General features: G+C 68.0%; 18 protein-coding genes and 4 tRNA genes. 12 read left to right on the top strand and 10 right to left on the bottom strand.

From position 1 onward, the window contains the following. Positions 1-63 precede the first annotated feature (63 nt). The 6 genes from RGD00_RS13890 to RGD00_RS13915 form a co-directional block, all read right to left on the bottom strand. A tRNA-Gly gene (locus RGD00_RS13890) sits at positions 64-138 on the bottom strand. A 32-nt stretch (positions 139-170) separates the two neighbouring features. Next, positions 171-245: transfer RNA gene (locus tag RGD00_RS13895), tRNA-Gly, on the bottom strand. Positions 246-277: 32 nt separating this feature from the next. Continuing rightward, positions 278-352 (bottom strand) — tRNA-Gly (locus tag RGD00_RS13900). A gap of 32 nt (positions 353-384) precedes the next feature. Beyond that, positions 385-459, bottom strand: a tRNA-Gly gene (locus RGD00_RS13905). A gap of 77 nt (positions 460-536) precedes the next feature. After that, on the bottom strand, positions 537-1451 hold the full coding sequence (locus tag RGD00_RS13910; RefSeq protein WP_310457942.1) for an alpha/beta hydrolase: 915 nt from the start codon (positions 1449-1451) through the stop codon (positions 537-539). After that, a complete protein-coding gene (locus RGD00_RS13915; RefSeq protein WP_310457943.1) occupies positions 1451-2671 on the bottom strand; it encodes an MFS transporter in 1221 nt (406 codons plus the stop codon). Before RGD00_RS13915 ends, RGD00_RS13910 begins: the two co-directional genes overlap by 1 nt. Before the next feature lie 183 nt (positions 2672-2854). On the opposite strand from RGD00_RS13915, the gene clpP reads away from it, so the two are divergent. The 5 genes from clpP (at position 2855) to RGD00_RS13940 (ending at position 6180) form a co-directional block, all read left to right on the top strand. Continuing rightward, positions 2855-3487 (top strand): ATP-dependent Clp endopeptidase proteolytic subunit ClpP, encoded by a 633-nt coding sequence (clpP, locus tag RGD00_RS13920; RefSeq protein WP_310457944.1) that lies wholly within the window; start codon positions 2855-2857, stop codon positions 3485-3487. A gap of 124 nt (positions 3488-3611) precedes the next feature. Further along, the gene (gene clpX, locus RGD00_RS13925) at positions 3612-4874 is read left to right on the top strand and encodes an ATP-dependent Clp protease ATP-binding subunit ClpX (RefSeq protein WP_310457945.1); all 1263 of its coding nucleotides are present in this window, start codon (positions 3612-3614) and stop codon (positions 4872-4874) included. Between the two features lie 96 nt (positions 4875-4970). Then, positions 4971-5345, top strand: coding sequence for an NADH:ubiquinone oxidoreductase subunit NDUFA12 (locus tag RGD00_RS13930; RefSeq protein ID WP_310457946.1), 375 nt, complete (start codon positions 4971-4973; stop codon positions 5343-5345). After that, a complete protein-coding gene (gene mlaD / locus RGD00_RS13935) occupies positions 5345-5812 on the top strand; it encodes an outer membrane lipid asymmetry maintenance protein MlaD (protein ID WP_310457947.1) in 468 nt (155 codons plus the stop codon). Before RGD00_RS13930 ends, mlaD begins: the two co-directional genes overlap by 1 nt. Beyond that, positions 5809-6180 carry a DUF2155 domain-containing protein gene (locus RGD00_RS13940; protein WP_310457948.1) on the top strand — a complete coding sequence of 124 codons (372 nt, stop codon included), beginning with the start codon at positions 5809-5811 and terminating at the stop codon, positions 6178-6180. The genes mlaD and RGD00_RS13940 overlap by 4 nt, the downstream gene beginning before the upstream one ends. Here the strand turns inward: RGD00_RS13940 and aat are convergent. The 3 genes from aat to accB are packed head-to-tail and all read right to left on the bottom strand — an operon-like array spanning position 6129 to position 8626. Further along, positions 6129-6764 carry a leucyl/phenylalanyl-tRNA--protein transferase gene (aat, locus tag RGD00_RS13945; RefSeq protein ID WP_310457949.1) on the bottom strand — a complete coding sequence of 212 codons (636 nt, stop codon included), beginning with the start codon at positions 6762-6764 and terminating at the stop codon, positions 6129-6131. The two genes, RGD00_RS13940 and aat, sit on opposite strands and share 52 nt — an antisense overlap. 22 nt (positions 6765-6786) lie before the next feature. Continuing rightward, the gene (accC, locus tag RGD00_RS13950; protein ID WP_310457950.1) at positions 6787-8133 is read right to left on the bottom strand and encodes an acetyl-CoA carboxylase biotin carboxylase subunit; all 1347 of its coding nucleotides are present in this window, start codon (positions 8131-8133) and stop codon (positions 6787-6789) included. Positions 8134-8140: 7 nt separating this feature from the next. Then, positions 8141-8626 (bottom strand): acetyl-CoA carboxylase biotin carboxyl carrier protein, encoded by a 486-nt coding sequence (gene accB, locus RGD00_RS13955; RefSeq protein ID WP_310457951.1) that lies wholly within the window; start codon positions 8624-8626, stop codon positions 8141-8143. A 236-nt stretch (positions 8627-8862) separates the two neighbouring features. On the opposite strand from accB, the gene RGD00_RS13960 reads away from it, so the two are divergent. From RGD00_RS13960 to RGD00_RS13975, 4 genes are all read left to right on the top strand, one after another. Next, complete coding sequence (locus RGD00_RS13960; RefSeq protein ID WP_310457952.1) at positions 8863-10206, top strand: NAD(P)-dependent oxidoreductase; 1344 nt, start codon at positions 8863-8865, stop codon at positions 10204-10206. Between the two features lie 84 nt (positions 10207-10290). Further along, the gene (locus RGD00_RS13965) at positions 10291-10830 is read left to right on the top strand and encodes a DedA family protein (protein WP_310457953.1); all 540 of its coding nucleotides are present in this window, start codon (positions 10291-10293) and stop codon (positions 10828-10830) included. 82 nt (positions 10831-10912) lie between these two features. After that, positions 10913-12214: an NAD-dependent dihydropyrimidine dehydrogenase subunit PreA gene (preA, locus tag RGD00_RS13970; RefSeq protein ID WP_310457954.1), complete on the top strand. Its 1302-nt coding sequence runs from the start codon at positions 10913-10915 to the stop codon at positions 12212-12214. Between the two features lie 114 nt (positions 12215-12328). Continuing rightward, positions 12329-13315: an LLM class flavin-dependent oxidoreductase gene (locus RGD00_RS13975; protein WP_310457955.1), complete on the top strand. Its 987-nt coding sequence runs from the start codon at positions 12329-12331 to the stop codon at positions 13313-13315. Between the two features lie 98 nt (positions 13316-13413). Here the strand turns inward: RGD00_RS13975 and RGD00_RS13980 are convergent, their stop codons facing one another. Continuing rightward, complete coding sequence (locus tag RGD00_RS13980; RefSeq protein ID WP_310457956.1) at positions 13414-14022, bottom strand: TetR family transcriptional regulator C-terminal domain-containing protein; 609 nt, start codon at positions 14020-14022, stop codon at positions 13414-13416. A gap of 203 nt (positions 14023-14225) precedes the next feature. Between RGD00_RS13980 and aptA the strand changes: the two genes are divergently transcribed. The 3 genes from aptA (at position 14226) to RGD00_RS13995 (ending at position 17397) form a co-directional block, all read left to right on the top strand. After that, a complete protein-coding gene (gene aptA / locus RGD00_RS13985) occupies positions 14226-15551 on the top strand; it encodes an omega-aminotransferase AptA (protein ID WP_310457957.1) in 1326 nt (441 codons plus the stop codon). Positions 15552-15565: 14 nt separating this feature from the next. Continuing rightward, on the top strand, positions 15566-15850 hold the full coding sequence (locus tag RGD00_RS13990) for a cupin domain-containing protein (protein ID WP_310457958.1): 285 nt from the start codon (positions 15566-15568) through the stop codon (positions 15848-15850). A 296-nt stretch (positions 15851-16146) separates the two neighbouring features. Beyond that, entirely contained in the window at positions 16147-17397 is a 1251-nt protein-coding gene (locus RGD00_RS13995) for a Zn-dependent hydrolase (protein WP_310457959.1), read from the top strand. Positions 17398-17448 lie beyond the last annotated feature (51 nt).

The raw sequence follows: 17448 nt of genomic DNA on the forward strand, positions 1-17448 counted from the left end.
GCTGCGCCCGTGGGCCGGGGTTCACCCCGGCACGGCCGGAAGCTGGTCCATTACATGGAAGATTGGAGCGGGCGATGAGATTCGAACTCACGACCCTAACCTTGGCAAGGTTATGCTCTACCCCTGAGCTACGCCCGCGCTCCGGATGCCCGTGGCATCGTTGACCGTATTGGAGCGGGCGATGAGATTCGAACTCACGACCCTAACCTTGGCAAGGTTATGCTCTACCCCTGAGCTACGCCCGCGCTCCGGATGCCCGTGGCATCGTTGACCGTATTGGAGCGGGCGATGAGATTCGAACTCACGACCCTAACCTTGGCAAGGTTATGCTCTACCCCTGAGCTACGCCCGCGCTCCGGATGCCCGTGGCATCGTTGACCGTATTGGAGCGGGCGATGAGATTCGAACTCACGACCCTAACCTTGGCAAGGTTATGCTCTACCCCTGAGCTACGCCCGCGCCCCTTACGGTAGCGGGGATGTAGCCAAGCGCGGGGCGACATGCAAGGGCAAAAAACGCGGCCCCGTGCCGGCCCGTCAGGGCAGGGCGGCGATGAAGCGGGCAAGGGTTTCGGCAAGGCCGGGGGCCAATGGCAGGTCGGGCTGCGCATAGGTCGCGAGATTCGCGGCGCGGTCGGCGGGGGCCCGGCGCAGGATGTGGTTCATCCCCCCGATCAGCGCCAGTTCCGCGCCGGGGCGGGCGGCGGCCAGTACCCGGGCCTCGTCCGCGCCGGTCTGCAGGTCGGTCGTCCCGCCCACCACCAGCACCGGCAGCGCGGCGGGAAGGCGGGCGAGTTCCGCCGCGGGGTCGAGCGGCAGCCAGGACATCATGTAGGGCTGCACCGAGGGACGGTAGAGCGGCATCAGCACGGCGGGCACATCGGCCACCGGCTGGCCCGATTTCAGCGCGGCGGCGATCCGGGCGGATGCGGCCGCCAGATCGGCGGGCAGCCCGGCCTCGGCCAGTTGGCGGGCGATCAGCACATCCGCCGGATGCCCCGCCCCGGCCAGCAGCACGAGCCCCGCCACCGGCGCCTGCCCGGCGGCGAGGGTGGCGACCAGCGCGCCCTCGCTATGGCCCAGAAGAACGGGCGGGGCGCCGTGCCAGTCCGCCACCGCGCGGGCCCAGGCGGCGGCATCGGCGACATAGGTGCCCAAGCGCAGGTCGGCCTCGGCCGGCGCGGCGGCGGCACTGGCGCCCACGCCGCGCTTGTCCGCGCGCAGGCTGGCGATACCGTGGCCGGCCAACGCCTCTGCCAGCCGTTTCAGCGCATCGGTCCGCAGCCCCGGCTGGTTGCCGTCGCGGTCGGTCGGCCCCGATCCGGGCAGGATCACCACCGCGGCCCGCGCGCCATCCGGCGCGAGCCAGGTGCCGGACAGGCCATCGACCTGCCGTTCCCCGGCCCCCGCGGCACCGGCGATCAGCAGCGCGGCGGCAAGGGCGCGCAGCATCATGCCTCTTTCGGGCGCGCCACCAGCCAGATCAGCGCCCCCCCGGCCAGCACGAGGAAGGGCAGCATCGCCATGTTCACCGCCTGCCACCCCGCCTGCGCCGAGCCGCCCGAACAGTTCATCAGCCCGCCCGAGGCGAAGGAGGCGACCGAGACGCCGCCGAACACGATCAGGTCGTTCAGCCCCTGCATCCGCCCGCGTTCATGCGGCGCATGGGCGGCGGTCAGCATCGTCGTCGCGCCGATGAAGCCGAAGTTCCAGCCGACACCCAGCAGGATCAGGGCGATGAAGAACTGTTCCAGTTCCACCCCCGACATGGCGACGGCGCCCGCGGCGGCAAGGATCGCGAGCCCGATCCCCACCACCTTTTCCGCGCCGAGCCGCGCGATCACATGGCCGGTGAAGAACGAGGGCGCATACATGCCGAGCACATGGGCCGTGACCACGTTCGCGGCATCCGCCGTCTCGAACCCGCAGCCCACCACCGCCAGCGGCGAGGAGGTCATGACGAGGTTCATCAGCGCATAGGACACCGTGGCGCAGATCATCGCCACCGCGATGCGGGGGGTGCGGATCATCTCCCACCGCGTGCGCCCGCGGGGGGTATCGGCGGCCGGCGGCCTGGGGCGAGGGATGTCGAGCGCGGCGAAGAGGAACATCCCCACCGCGTTGATCGCGATCACTGCCAGATAGCTGCCGAGGAAGGGGATCACCATCGCCCCCGCGGTCAGCTTCACGATCTGCGGCCCGACCACCGCCGACAGCAGCCCCCCGGCCATGACATAGGAAATCGCCTTGGGTCGGAAGGCGTCGGATGCCGTATCGGCGGCGGCGAAGCGGTAGAAACCCTGCGCCGACATATACATGCCGGTGAACAGCGCGCCTATGACGAACAGGGTGAAGGAATTGACCAGCAGCCCCCATGCCCCGATGCCCGCGCCCACCATGCCGCCCACCGCGCCCGCCACGAACCCCGCGCGCCGCCCGAACCGCTGCATCAGCGCCGAAAGCGGCGTCGCCGACAGCATCGAGCCCACGACGGTCGCCGAAATCGGCAGCGTCGCCCAACAGGGGTTGGAGGCCAGCGCACTGCCCGCCAGCCCCGCGATGGTGAAGATGATCGGCATCTGCGCGCCGAGGATCGCCTGCGCCGCCACCAGCACCCAGACATTGCGCCTGGCGCGGGCATCGGTATCGGCAGAGGTAAGGGATGCGGTCATGTCGGGCCCCGGGGCTGTTGCGGGGGCGGAGCCTAGGCCGCCCGCCCGCCCCCGGCAAGGGGGGCGCCCGGGCGCGGCGCTGCGGCAAAAGCGGCCCCCGCCCCTTGCAGCCCCCGGGGCGCGCCACTAAGACTCTGGCAACGGTCACATGACATAGATCAGCGAAACAGCAGGCGGACGGATATGCGCGACCCGATCGACACCTACATGAACACGCTCGTGCCGATGGTGGTCGAACAGACCAGCCGGGGCGAGCGCGCCTATGACATCTATTCCCGCCTTCTCAAGGAACGGATCATCTTCCTTGCCGGGCCGGTGCATGACGCCATGTCCACGCTGATCGTGGCGCAGCTTCTGTTCCTCGAGGCGGAAAACCCCACCAAGGAAATCTCGATGTACATCAACAGCCCCGGCGGCGTTGTGACCTCGGGTCTGTCGATCTACGACACGATGCAGTACATCAAGCCCAAGGTGTCGACCCTGGTGATCGGGCAGGCGGCCTCGATGGGCTCGCTCCTGCTGACGGCGGGGGAAAAGGGCATGCGGTTCAGCCTGCCGAACAGCCGGGTCATGGTGCACCAGCCCTCGGGCGGCTATCAGGGGCAGGCCACCGACATCTGGATCCACGCGCAGGAAACGCTGAAACTCAAGCGCCGCCTGAACGAGATCTACGTCAAGCATACCGGCCAGGACTACGAGACGGTGGAGGCCGCGCTGGAACGCGACAACTTCATGTCCGCCGAGGATGCCAAGGCCTGGGGCCTGATCGACGAGATCGTGGACAGCCGCGGCAAGGCGGAGCCCGAGGCGAAGTAACGGCTGCGCCAGAGGACCGTTCTGGTATTGTGAAGCGGGCGGGGCTGCCGTAGGCTTTTGGCCATACGGCGCCCGGGCGGGGGGGCAGGACCCGCCGATGGGGCGAAGGCCAGGGAACGGAACGATGGCGACGAATTCGGGCGACAGCAAGAATACCCTCTACTGCTCTTTCTGCGGCAAGAGCCAGCACGAGGTCCGCAAGCTGATCGCCGGACCGACCGTGTTCATCTGCGACGAATGCGTCGAGTTGTGCATGGACATCATCCGCGAGGAAACGAAATCCTCCGGCCTGAAATCCACCGACGGCGTGCCGACCCCGCGCGACATCTGCAAGGTGCTGGACGATTACGTGATCGGCCAGGAACATGCGAAACGCGTGCTGTCGGTGGCGGTGCACAACCACTACAAGCGGTTGAACCATTCGTCCAAGGCCGACATCGAACTGTCGAAGTCGAACATCCTGCTGATCGGCCCCACCGGCTGCGGCAAGACGCTGCTGGCGCAGACGCTGGCGCGGATCCTCGACGTGCCCTTCACCATGGCCGACGCGACGACGCTGACCGAGGCGGGGTATGTGGGCGAGGATGTGGAGAACATCATCCTCAAGCTGTTGCAGGCCAGCGAATACAACGTCGAACGGGCGCAGCGCGGCATCGTCTATATCGACGAGGTCGACAAGATCACCCGCAAGTCCGACAACCCCTCGATCACCCGCGACGTGTCGGGCGAGGGCGTGCAGCAGGCGCTGTTGAAGATCATGGAAGGCACGGTCGCCAGCGTGCCGCCGCAGGGCGGGCGCAAGCATCCGCAGCAGGAATTCCTGCAAGTCGACACCACGAACATCCTGTTCATCTGCGGCGGGGCCTTCGCCGGGCTGGAACGCATCATCGCGCAGCGCAACAAGGGCACCGCCATGGGCTTCGGCGCAGAGGTGAAGGACCCCGACAGCCGCGGCGTGGGCGAGCTGTTCAAGGAACTGGAACCCGAGGACCTGCTGAAATTCGGCCTGATCCCCGAATTCGTCGGCCGCTTGCCGGTGATCGCCACGCTAACCGATCTGGACGAGGCCGCGCTGGTCACGATCCTGACCGAGCCCAAGAACGCGCTGGTCAAGCAATACCAGCGCCTGTTCGAGATCGAAGGGGTGAAGCTGACCTTCACCGCCGACGCGCTGTCCGCCATCGCCAAGCGCGCGATCAAGCGCAAGACCGGCGCGCGCGGTCTGCGGTCGATCATGGAGGACATCCTGCTGGACACCATGTTCGAACTGCCGGGCATGACCGGGGTGGAAGAGGTGGTGGTGAACGAAGAGGCGGTGAATTCCGACGTGAAACCGCTGCTGATCTATGCCGAAGCCAAGAAGAAAAAGGAAACCGCGGCCGGCTGATCCCGGCCCGGGCGGCGCCCCCGGGGCGCCGTTCTGCCCACTGGACCTTGGCGGGCCGATGGTCCATATCATGGCGGAATCTGCGGAGGACTGCGCATGAACTTCCTGCTTCGGCTGCTGACCTGGTGGAACAGCCAGACGCTCAACACCCAATTCTTCACCTGGCGCAAGGGCGTGAAGGTGGGCGAGGACGAGCAGGGCAACGTCTATTACCGCACCCGCGACGACAAGCGCCGCTGGGTCATCTTCAACGGCGAGATGGAGGCGAGCCGTGTGTCCCCCGACTGGCACGGCTGGCTGCATTTCACCTGGAACGACCCGCCGACCACCACGCCGCTGCGCCACAAGCCCTGGGAAAAACCGCATCAGGAAAACCTGACCGGCACGCCCGCGGCCTATGTGCCCCCGGGGTCGCTGCGCCGGGTGCAGCCGGTGGTGCGGCGCGACTATGAGGCGTGGCAGCCCGAGTAATGGCGGAAAACACCACAGAGGTCATCGTCGGCGGCGCGGTTCTGGCGGTTGCGATCGGGTTCCTGATCTATGCCGGGCAGTCGGTCGGGCTGGTGCGCGAATCCGGCAGCTACGAACTGCGGGCCAGCTTCCGTTCGGTCGAGGGGGTGACGGTCGGCACCGATGTGCGGCTGGCAGGCGTCAAGGTCGGCACGGTCACGGCGCTGGCGCTGAATCCGCAAAGCTATTTCGCCGATGCCACGCTGGCGATCCGCGCCGGGGTGGAACTGCCCGATGACAGCACGGCGCTGATCTCCTCCGAAGGGCTTCTGGGCGGCAATTTCGTGGAACTGCAACCCGGCGGATCGCCCTTCAACCTCGAACCCGGGGGCGAGATCGAGGATACGCAGGGATCCGTCAGCCTGATCGCGCTTCTGATGAAATTCGTGGGCTCGGGCGCCGAGGACGCGCTCAAGGCCGAGGAATGAGGGCGGCGCTGGCCTTGGCGGCCCTGCTGGCCGCCGGCGCCGCGTCGGCGCAGGAAATCGCCAGCGCCCCGGGCGGCGTGGTGCGCGCGCTCGACAAGGTGTCGGGCGAGACGGTGGACATCGACATCGGCCGCGGGCAGGCGATGCAGATCTGGCGGCTGACGATCCAGATCGACGAATGCCGCTATCGCACCGCCGACCCTTCGGCCGAAGCCTGGGCGCATCTGACCATCCGCGACAGCCTGTTGCCCAATCCGGTGTTTTTCGGCTGGATGATCGCGTCGAGCCCCGGCCTGTCGGCGATGGACCACGCGCGCTACGACGTCTGGGTGCTGCATTGCAGCACGGATTCGGCATCCGGGCGATAGCCGGGCGGGGCGAAGACCGCCTTGCCCTCCAGCGCCTCGGCCAGCATCCGGCGATAGGCGCTGCGGTCGATTTCCACGCCCCCGAGGCTTGCCAGATGCGGGGTCAGGAACTGGGTGTCGAACAGCGTGAACCCGCCCGCCCGCAGCCGGTGCATCAGCCAGACCAGCGCGATCTTCGACGCATCGGTACGGCGCGAGAACATGCTTTCCCCGAAGAACGCCCGCCCCAGAACCACGCCATAGACCCCGCCGACAAGGGTGTCGCCTTCCCACACCTCCTGGCTGTGGGCGGCGCCCATGCGGAAAAGATCCATGTAGAGCGTGAAGATCGCGCCGTTGATCCAGGTTTCCGGCCGGTCGGCGCAGCCGCGCAGGACGCCCTCGAAATCCGTATCGACGCGCAGGATGAACCCGCTGTGCCGCACCGCCCGGCGCAGCGAGCGCGAGACATGCAGCCCCCCGATGGGCAGGATCCCGCGGCGGCGGGGATCCACCCAGTGGATGGTGGGGTCGTCGCGCGCCTCGGCCATCGGGAAGATGCCCGCGGCATAGCCGCGCAGCAGGTGCCCGGCGGTCAGGTGCATGGCCCTGCGCCGCCGGGGCGGGTCATTCGAACTGGGCGGCGAGCCATTTTTCCAGCCAGTGGATGTTGTATTCGCCGTTCTGGATATCGGGTTCCGCCAGAAGGGCGTGGAACAGCGGCACGGTGGTTTCCACCCCGTCCACCACCAGTTCCGACAGCGCGCGTTTCAGCCGCGCCAGCGCCTCGGGCCGGTCGCGGCCGTGGACGATCAGCTTGCCAATGAGGCTGTCGTAATAGGGCGGGATCGCATAGCCGCCGTAAAGCGCGGAATCCATCCGCACGCCAAGCCCCCCCGGCGCGTGGAACACGTTCACCCGCCCGGGGCAGGGGGTGAAGTTCGGCAGCCGTTCGGCGTTGATGCGCACCTCGATCGCGTGGCCGTTGATTTCCAGATCGTCCTGGCTGAACGACATCGGCAGGCCGGCGGCGACGCGGATCTGTTCGCGCACCAGATCGACGCCGAAAATCGCCTCCGTCACCGGATGTTCCACCTGAAGGCGGGTGTTCATCTCGATGAAGTAGAAGTTGCCGTCCTCGTAGAGGAATTCGATCGTGCCGGCGCCGGCATAGCCGATCTTCGCCACCGCATCGGCGCAGATCTTGCCGATGTCGGCGCGCATCTTCGGCGTGATGACGGGGCCGGGCGCTTCCTCGAACACCTTCTGGTGGCGGCGCTGCAACGAACAGTCGCGTTCGCCCAGATGCACCGCGTTGCCCTTGCCGTCGCCGAAGATCTGGATCTCGATATGCCGGGGCCGCTGGAGGTATTTCTCGATATAGACCTCTTCGTTGCCGAAGGCGGCCTTGGCCTCTGCCCGCGCGGTGCGGAAGGCGGATTCCAGTTCCTCGCGGCTGCGGGCGACCTTCATCCCGCGCCCGCCGCCGCCGGCGGTGGCCTTGATGATCACCGGATAGCCGATCCCCTCGGCCACGCGGATCGCGGTGTCGAGGTCGGGCACCCCGCCGTCGGACCCCGGGACGACGGGAATGCCGAGCGCCTTGGCCGTGTCCTTGGCGGTGATCTTGTCGCCCATGATGCGGATATGTTCGGACGACGGGCCGATGAAGGCGATCCCGTGATCCTCCAGCGCCTGCACGAAGCCCGCGTTTTCCGACAGGAAACCATAGCCCGGATGCACCGCCTGCGCGCCGGTGATTTCGCAGGCGGAAATGATGGCGGGCATCGACAGATAGCTGGCCGAGGACGGCGCGGGCCCGATGCAGACCGATTCGTCGGCCATGCGCACATGCATCGCGTCGGAATCGGCGGTGGAATGGACGGCGACCGACCTGATGCCCATCTCGCGGCAGGCCCGGATAACGCGCAGCGCGATCTCGCCGCGGTTGGCGATCAGGATCTTTTCGAACATCGCGGCCTCACTCGACGATCATCAGCGGTGCGCCGTATTCGACCGGGGTGCCATCGGCGACCAGCACGCGCCGCACCGTGCCCGCGCGCGGGGCAGGGATGTGGTTCATGGTCTTCATCGCCTCGATGATCAGCAGGGTCTGACCCTCGCTCACCTGCTGGCCGACGGCCACGAAGGCCGTCGCGCCGGGTTCGGGCGCCAGATAGGCCGTGCCGACCATGGGCGAGGTCACGGCGCCGGGATGCTGGGCCGGGTCCTCTGCCGCAGCCGCCGCGGCAGGCGCGGCCGCGGCGGGGGCCGGGCCGGCCGCCGGGGCCACATGCGTCACCGCCGGGGCCGCGATCACTGTCGCCTGCTTGACCACCCGCACCTCGAGGCTGTCGTCCTCGCCATATTCGCGCTTCACCGCCAGTTCGGTCAGCTCGTTCTTGTTCAGAAGCTCGGCGAGGGCCTGGATGAAGGCCACGTCGGACTCATGGGTGTTCTTGGTCATGCCATCCTCGATACGGTTCTGCGCACCCGTCTTGGCGCGGGGCTGCGGGGCGCGCCGCTGCGCACCCCCGGGTCGGGTGGCTTATACGTCACCGCGACCGGGCTGAAAAGCGCCAGTTGCAGCCCTGCCTTGGCCGGGCGGGGCGATCTGCCTGTCGCGGCACAAAATTTACCGTTTGATAAAAAAACCGGAACATGGCAGCCTTTCCCTAAAAATAGCGCCACAGGGAGGCCACCTTGACCAACAGCCAGCTGACGCCCGGCGTGGTGCCGGGGCGCTTGCCCGCCGCAGCCTATGCCGAAAACTTCGCGGATCACGAACCGCCGCTGGATGCGCACGAGGCGCATGTGGCTGCGGACCGCTGTTATTTCTGCCATGACGCGCCCTGCGTCACGGCCTGCCCCACGGGGATCGACATTCCGCTGTTCGTCCGCCAGATCGCCACCGGCACGGCCGAGGCGGCGGCGCGCACGATCTGGTCGGCGAACATCCTCGGCGGCATGTGCGCCCGCGTCTGCCCGACAGAGACGCTCTGCGAGGAAGCCTGCGTGCGCGAGGCGGCCGAGGGCAAGCCGGTGGAAATCGGCCGGCTGCAACGGTTCGCCACCGATACCGCGATGGCCCGCGGCGGCCATCCCTTCGCCCGCGCCCCGGTGACGGGGCGGCGCGTGGCGGTGGTGGGGGCGGGGCCGGCGGGGCTGGCCTGTGCGCACCGGCTGGCGATGAAGGGCCACGATGTCGTGATCTATGACGCGCGGCCCAAGCCCGGGGGCCTCAACGAATACGGGATCGCGACCTACAAGGCCACGGGCGGCTTCGCGCAGCGCGAGGTGGAATGGCTTTTGTCCATCGGCGGGATCGAGATCAGGAACGGCATGGTGCTGGGCCGCGACATCACGCTGGCCGGGTTGCAGGCCGAATACGACGCGGTGTTCCTGGGCATGGGTCTTGCCGGGGTCAATGCGCTGGGCGCGCCGGGCGAGGACCGGGGCCATGTCGGCAATGCCGTCGATTTCATCGCGCGGCTGCGCCAGGCCGAAGACCGTTCCATCGTGCCGGTGGGCCGCGACGTGGTGGTGGTGGGCGGCGGCATGACGGCGGTGGACGCGGCGGTGCAGTCGAAACTGCTGGGGGCGGAAAACGTCACCATCGTCTATCGCCGCGATCAGGCGCGGATGAGCGCATCGGGCCACGAACAGGATCACGCGACCAGCGCCGGGGTGCGCATCGTCACCAATGCCGCCCCCGTCGCCGTGCATGGCAACGGCGCGGTGGCCGAGGTCGAATTCGCCTATACCGAGGAAGGCCCCGATGGCCGCCTGCGCCCGACCGGGGAAACCTTCCGCCTCAAGGCCGACCAGTTGTTCAAGGCCATCGGCCAGCGGCTGGAAGGCGCGCCCGACGGGCTGGCGGTGCAGGGCGGCAAGATCGCCGTCACCGGCCCCGGCCGCACCGGCCTGCCCGGTGTCTGGGCCGGGGGCGACTGCGCCGCGGGGGGCGAGGACCTGACCGTGACCGCGGTGGCCGAGGGCCGCGACGCGGCCGAGGACATCCATCTGGCGCTGGCGGCACGGACATGACCGCCCGGCGGCTTTCCGCAACACCCTCTTGCGTCCGCGGGGCGGGGGTGTCACTTGCTGCGCCCAAGCCAGCCCGGAGAGCCGATGGACCAGATCCTGGACGCAATCGTCGCTTTCGTCAGCGCGCACAGGGCCTGGGCGGGCTATCTCGCCTTCGTCTTCGCGCTGTGCGAGACGATCGCCTTCATCTCGATCCTCATCCCCTCGACCGCGATCCTGATCGGGGTGGGCGCGCTGGTGGCGACCGGCGGGCTCGACTTCACGCCGATCTGGGTGGGCGGCGCGCTGGGGGCGCTGGCGGGGTCGAACCTGTCCTACTGGCTCGGCTGGCGCTATGGCGGGCGGCTGCTGGCGCTCCCGCCGCTGAACCGCTACCCGGAATTTGTCGACAGCGGCACCGCCGCCTTTGCCCGCTGGGGTGCGGTGACGGTGCTGATCGGGCATTTCTTCGGCCCGCTGCGGTCCGTCGTCTTTCTGATGTCGGGCATGGCGCGCATGCCGCTGTGGCAGTTCCAGGCGTTCAACCTGCTGGGCGCGGTGGCCTGGGCCTGGGCGATCCCGAAATCGGGCGAACTGGGCGGAAGCGCGCTCGGCCATATCTGGTCGCTGGTCTTCGGCGGCTGAACGGTCCTTTCCATCTACCCACGACAGACCCCGACGGCGCGGGCCCCCCGGCCCCGCCGGCCGGCGGCACATGGAGGTAACAATGGCCAACCTGCAAACCGATTTCATCGGCATCCGTTCGCCCAACCCGTTCTGGCTGGCCTCCGCCCCGCCGACGGACAAGGAATACAACGTCCGCCGGGCCTATGAGGCCGGATGGGGCGGGGTGGTGTGGAAGACGCTGGGGGCAGAGGGCCCGCCGGTCGTCAACGTCAACGGCCCCCGCTATGGCGCGATCTGGGGCGCCGACCGCCGGGTGCTGGGGCTGAACAACATCGAGCTGATCACCGACCGCCCGCTGGAGGTGAACCTGCGCGAGATCAAGCAGGTCAAGCGCGACTGGCCCGACCGCGCGCTGGTCATCAGCCTGATGGTCCCCTGCGACGAGCAGAGCTGGCGCGACATCCTGGCCCGGATCGAGGATACCGGCGCCGACGGGGTGGAACTGAACTTCGGCTGCCCCCATGGCATGAGCGAGCGGGGCATGGGGTCCGCCGTCGGCCAGGTGCCGGAATATATCGAGATGGTCACGCGCTGGGTCAAACAGTACAGCCGCATGCCCTGCATCGTGAAGCTGACCCCCAACATCACCGACATCCGCAAGCCCGCCGAGGCCGCGAAACGCGGCGGTGCCGATGCGGTGAGCCTGATCAACACCATCAACTCGATCACCTCGGTCAACCTCGACAGTTTCTGCCCGGAACCGATGATCGACGGCAAGGGCGCGCATGGCGGCTATTGCGGCCCGGCGGTCAAGCCCATCGCGCTGAACATGGTGGCGGAAATCGCCCGCAGCCCGGAAACCCGCGGCCTGCCGATTTCCGGCATCGGCGGCGTCACCACCTGGCGCGACGCGGCGGAGTTCATGGCGCTCGGCGCCGGGACGGTGCAGGTCTGCACCGCGGCGATGACCTATGGTTTCAAGGTCGTGCAGGAAATGATCTCGGGCCTGTCGCAGTACATGGACGAAAAGGGCTTCGCCTCCACCGCCGATCTGGTGGGCCGCGCGGTGCCGAACGTGACCGACTGGAACCAGCTGAACCTCAACTACGTCGCCAAGGCCCGCATCGACGAGGACGCCTGCATCAAATGCGGCCGCTGCTATGCCGCCTGCGAGGATACCAGCCACCAGGCCATCGTCATGCACCCCGGCCGCCGGTTCGAGGTGGACGAGGCCGAATGCGTGGCCTGCAACCTCTGCCTCAACGTCTGTCCGGTGGAAAACTGCATCAGCATGGTGGCGCTGCCCAAGGGCATGGTGGATCCGCGCACCGGTATTCCGGTCGGCGATTACGCCAACTGGACGACACATCCCAACAACCCGATGGCGCGCGCGGCCGAATAGCGGCGCGCCATGTCCTCCCGACTGCGGGTCCCCGGTCCGGGGGCCCGTTTTTTGTTGCGGCGGTTCCCTTGCCGGACGTACCGGCCTATATCGGCACGGACCCAGGAGACGCCGATGCACCATTCCATCCTCGACCTCTCGCCCATCCCCGACGGCTTTACCGCCGCCGAGGCGCTGGCCAACACGCTCGACCTCGCCCGCCATGCCGAGGGCTGGGGCTATCACCGCTTCTGGCTGGCCGAACACCACAACATGCCCGGGATCGCCAGCGCCGCCACCGCGGTGGTGATCGGCCATGTCGCGGCGGGGACGACGCGGATCCGCGTGGGGGCGGGGGGGATCATGCTGCCCAACCACGCGCCGCTGGTGATCGCCGAACAGTTCGGCACGCTGGCGACGCTGTTCCCCGGGCGGATCGACCTCGGGCTCGGGCGCGCGCCGGGCACCGACATGGGCACCGCCCGCGCACTGCGCCGGCATATGGCGGCAGAGGATACCTTTCCGCAGGATGTGCTGGAACTCTTGACCTATTTCGGCCCCGAAGAGGTGCAGGGCCAGATCCGGGCCGTGCCGGGCACGGGCACGCAGGTGCCCGTCTGGATCCTGGGGTCGAGCCTTTACGGCGCGCAACTGGCCGCCTGGGCCGGGCTGCCCTATGCTTTCGCGTCGCATTTCGCGCCCCAGATGCTGGACGAGGCGGCAGAGGTGTACCGCCACCAGTTCCGCCCCTCGGTCTATCTCGACCGGCCGCATTTCATGATGGCGATCGGGGTCTATGCCGCGGATACGGATGCCGAGGGCGAATACCTCAAATCCTCGATGATGCAGCAGTTCGCCGCGCTGCGCATGGGCACGCCCGGCAAGCTGCCGCGCCCGGTGCATGACGTGGAACAGCGCCTGCCGCGGGCGGTGCTGGCGGGCGTGAACCAGGCGCTGGCCTGTTCGGTGGCGGGCAGCCGCGACACCGTGCGCGCCGGCATCGCCCGGTTGGTCGAGCGCCTGAAACCCGACGAGGTGATGCTGGCCGGCCAGATCCACGACCATGCCGCGCGCCTGCGGTCCTTCGAGATCGCGGCGGGGGTGATGGAGGATCTGGCGTAGCCCGCGCAGGGCCAAGCGCAGGACGAACAGACAAACGGGGGCAAGGCGAATCCGCATCCCCCGACCCTGCGCCGGGCCGGGTTAACGCCCGCCTGATTTCACACCGCCAGCATCCGCGTGAACAGCCGTTCCAGATGGCGTTCGGCCTCGGGGTAGGGGTCGGGTTCGGCTGGGCCCAGGACACCGCGCACCTGCACGTCGAAATCGGCGTAATGCTGCGTCAGCGCCCAGATGGAAAAGATCAGATGCTTGGGGTGCACATCGGCCAGCCGCCCCGCCGCGATCCAGCCGCGGATCACCGCCGCCTTCGTCTCGACCAGCGCCGCCAGATCGCCGGTGATCGCCGCCCCCATCCGCGGCGCGCCCTGAAGCACCTCGTTCGCGAACAGCCGGCTTTCGCGCGGCATGTCGCGGCTCATCTGCAGCTTGCGGCGCACATAGGTCAGGATTTCGGCCAGCGGTTCGCCTTCGGGGTCCATCTCGCGCAGGGGCTGCAGCCAGATGTCCAGCAGGTCGCCCAACAGCGCGGCATGGATCGCCTCTTTCGAGGGGAAATAATACAGCAGGTTGGGCTTCGACAGCCCCGCCACCTCTGCGATCTGATCGAGCGTCGCCCCCCGGAACCCCTGCGCCGAAAAGACCTCGAGCGCGGCTTCGAGGATCGTTTCCCGGTTCCGCCGCTGAATGCGCGTGCGCGGTCGTGTCATGCCTGCCGTCTCCTGCCTTTCCGCAGTTCCTGCCGATGCCGCGCGCCCTGCGCGGGGCCGCTTGCCAAGCGGCCCGGACGGGTGCCGGGATCGCCGACGACCTTGACTGTCCGGGACGCTCTGCTAGCCTCGCTGACCAGACGGTAAAATTCTTCACCGCCCCTGTCAAAGGCGCATCGCAGGGGCAGAACGGGGGGTCTCCCATGGCGCTCGACCGCAACCTTGCACCGAACGATCTGAACGCGTTCTGGATGCCCTTCACCGCGAACCGCCAGTTCAAGAAGGCGCCGCGGATGTTCGTGGCCGCAAAGGACATGCATTACACCACGCAGGATGGCCGGCAGGTGCTGGACGGCACGGCGGGGCTGTGGTGCTGCAACGCGGGCCACTGCCGCCCGAAGATCACTGAGGCGATCCAGCGGCAGGCGGCGGAACTCGACTATGCGCCGGCGTTCCAGATGGGCCATCCGGTGGCGTTCGAACTGGCCAACCGCCTGATCGACATCGCGCCCGAGGGGATCGAACATGTGTTCTACACCAACTCGGGGTCCGAGTCGGTGGAAACCGCGCTCAAGATCGCCATCGCCTGGCACCGCGCCCGGGGCGAGGGTGCGCGCACCCGGCTGATCGGGCGCGAACGCGGCTATCACGGGGTGAACTTCGGCGGCATCTCGGTCGGCGGGATCGTCAACAACCGCAAGGTCTTCGGCAGCCTGCTGACGGGGGTGGACCATCTGCCCCATACCCATCTGCCGGGCCAGAACGCCTTTACCCGCGGCCAGCCGGAACACGGGGCGAACCTCGCGGACGATCTGGAACGCATCGTGGCGCTGCACGGCGCCGAAACCATCGCCGCGGTGATCGTGGAACCGATGGCGGGGTCCACCGGCGTGCTGTTGCCGCCCAAGGGCTATCTGGAAAAACTGCGCGCGATCACGAAGAAGCACGGGATCCTGCTGATCTTCGACGAGGTGATCACCGGCTTCGGCCGCCTCGGCAGCCCCTTCGCCGCGCAGCATTTCGGCGTGCTGCCCGACATGATCACCACCGCCAAGGGGCTGACGAACGGCGTGATCCCGATGGGCGCGGTGCTGACCACCGCCGAGGTGCACGACGCCTTCATGACCGGGCCCGAACATCTGATCGAGCTTTTCCACGGCTATACCTATTCCGGCAACCCGATCGCGGCGGCCTGCGGCGTGGCGACGCTGGAAACCTACCGCGAAGAGGGCCTTTTCCAGCGCGCCGCCGATCTCGCCCCCTATTGGGAAGACGCGCTGCACAGCCTCAAGGGCCTGCCGCATGTGATCGACATCCGCAACATGGGCCTGATCGGCGCGGTGGAACTGGACCCGATCCCCGGCCAGCCGACCAAACGCGCCTTCGACGCCTTCCTCGCCGCCTATGACAAGGGGATCCTGATCCGCACCACCGGCGACATCGTCGCGCTCTCGCCGCCGCTGATCATCACCAGGGCGCAGATCGACGATTTGATCGGCACGCTTGGCGATGTTCTGAAAACGCTCTGAGGAAAGGCCCACCCATGCGCCCCGCCTGCACCGCGACGCAACTGATCGACGACGATCAGGTCCGCGTCACCCGTTTCGATTTTCCGCCCGGCGCCGAAACCGGCTGGCACCGGCACGGGCATGATTATGTCATCACCGCGCTGACGGATTGCCCGATGCTGCTGGAAGAACCCGGCGGCGCCAGCCGCAAGGTGCTGATCCCCGCCGGCACCGTCTATCGCCGGGCCGAGGGGGTGGAACATAACGTCATCAACGACGGCGACGCGGTGATGAGCTTCGTGGAACTGGAATTGAAGTAGGGCTGCGGCCCCTTCACTTTCTGTCCCTAAATATCCCACGGGGGTGCGGGGGTGTGAAACCCCCGCTCCTGCGCCATCCACCGGGCACTGCCTGCAAGGTCTTTCCCCCCGCAACCATTTCCCCCGCCGAAAGAACGGGCAACCGTCCCCTGCCGCCGCGAAAGCTGTTGACCGGATGGCGCGGGTATGGTCGCCTTCCTTGACCATCCGGTCAGAAAAGACCGGCCACGAAAGATTCGGGCCACGAAAGAGTCGAGGGCAGGGGCGCAAGACCCCGCCCCGCAGGGAGAAAAAGGATGCCGGCACCGGGCGAGAACCTGCGGATCGATTCCGCGCGGCTGTGGGACAGCCTGATGGAGATGGCGAAGGCCGGCCCCGGGGTCGCGGGCGGCAACAACCGCCAGACGCTGACCGATGCCGATGCCGAGGGGCGCGCGCTGTTCCGGGACTGGTGTCAGGCCGCGGGCTGCACCATGGGCGTCGATACGATGGGCAACATGTTCGCCACCCGCCCCGGCACCGACCCCGACGCGCTGCCGGTCTATATCGGCAGCCATCTGGACACCCAGCCCACGGGCGGCAAGTTCGACGGGGTTCTGGGCGTGCTGGCGGGGCTGGAGGTCATCCGTTCGATGAACGACCTCGGCATCCGCACGCGGCACCCCGTGGTCGTCACCAACTGGACGAACGAGGAGGGCGCGCGGTTCGCGCCCGCCATGCTCGCCTCGGGCGTCTTCGCGGGGGTGCATACGCAGGACTATGCCTATGCCCGCACCGATCTCGACGGCAAGCGGTTCGGGGATGAATTGGCGCGCATCGGCTGGGTCGGCGACGAAACCGTGGGTGCCCGCAGGATGCATGCGATGTTCGAGCTGCACATCGAACAGGGCCCGATCCTCGAGGCAGAGGGCCGCGACATCGGCGTCGTCACCCATGGGCAGGGCCTCTGGTGGCTGGAAATCACCCTCACGGGCAAGGACGCGCATACCGGCTCGACGCCGATGAAGATGCGGGTGAACGCGGGCCTCGGCATGGCGCGGATCACCGAACGGGTGCACCAGATCGCCATGAGCCACCAGCCCGACGCCGTGGGCGCGGTGGGGCAGGTCAACGTGTTCCCGAACAGCCGCAACGTGATCCCCGGCAAGGTGGTGTTCACGGTCGACATCCGCTCGCCCGATCAGGCCAAGCTCGATGCGATGCGGGCAGAGGTGGAACGGGCGGCCCATGCGGTGGCGGCCGAACTGGGCCTCGGCTGCGAAATCGAGGCGGTGGGGCATTTCGATCCCGTCACCTTCGACCCCGGTCTGGTCACGGTGGTGCGGGCGGCGGCGGAACGGTTGGGGTTCAGCCATATGGACATCGTGTCGGGCGCGGGCCACGACGCCTGCTGGATCAACCGCGTCGCCCCCACGGTGATGATCATGTGCCCCTGCAAGGACGGGCTGAGCCATAACGAGGCAGAGGATATCCTGCCCCAATGGGCGGCGGCGGGGACGGATGTGCTGTTCCACGCGGTGCTGGAAACGGCGCAGGTGGTATCCTGACCCCGGCCCCGGGGGGCTGTCTGCCCCCCGGACCCCCCGAGGATATTTTCG

The sequence above is a fragment of the Ruixingdingia sedimenti genome (assembly GCF_031432425.1).
Lineage (GTDB): Bacteria > Pseudomonadota > Alphaproteobacteria > Rhodobacterales > Rhodobacteraceae > Ruixingdingia > Ruixingdingia sedimenti.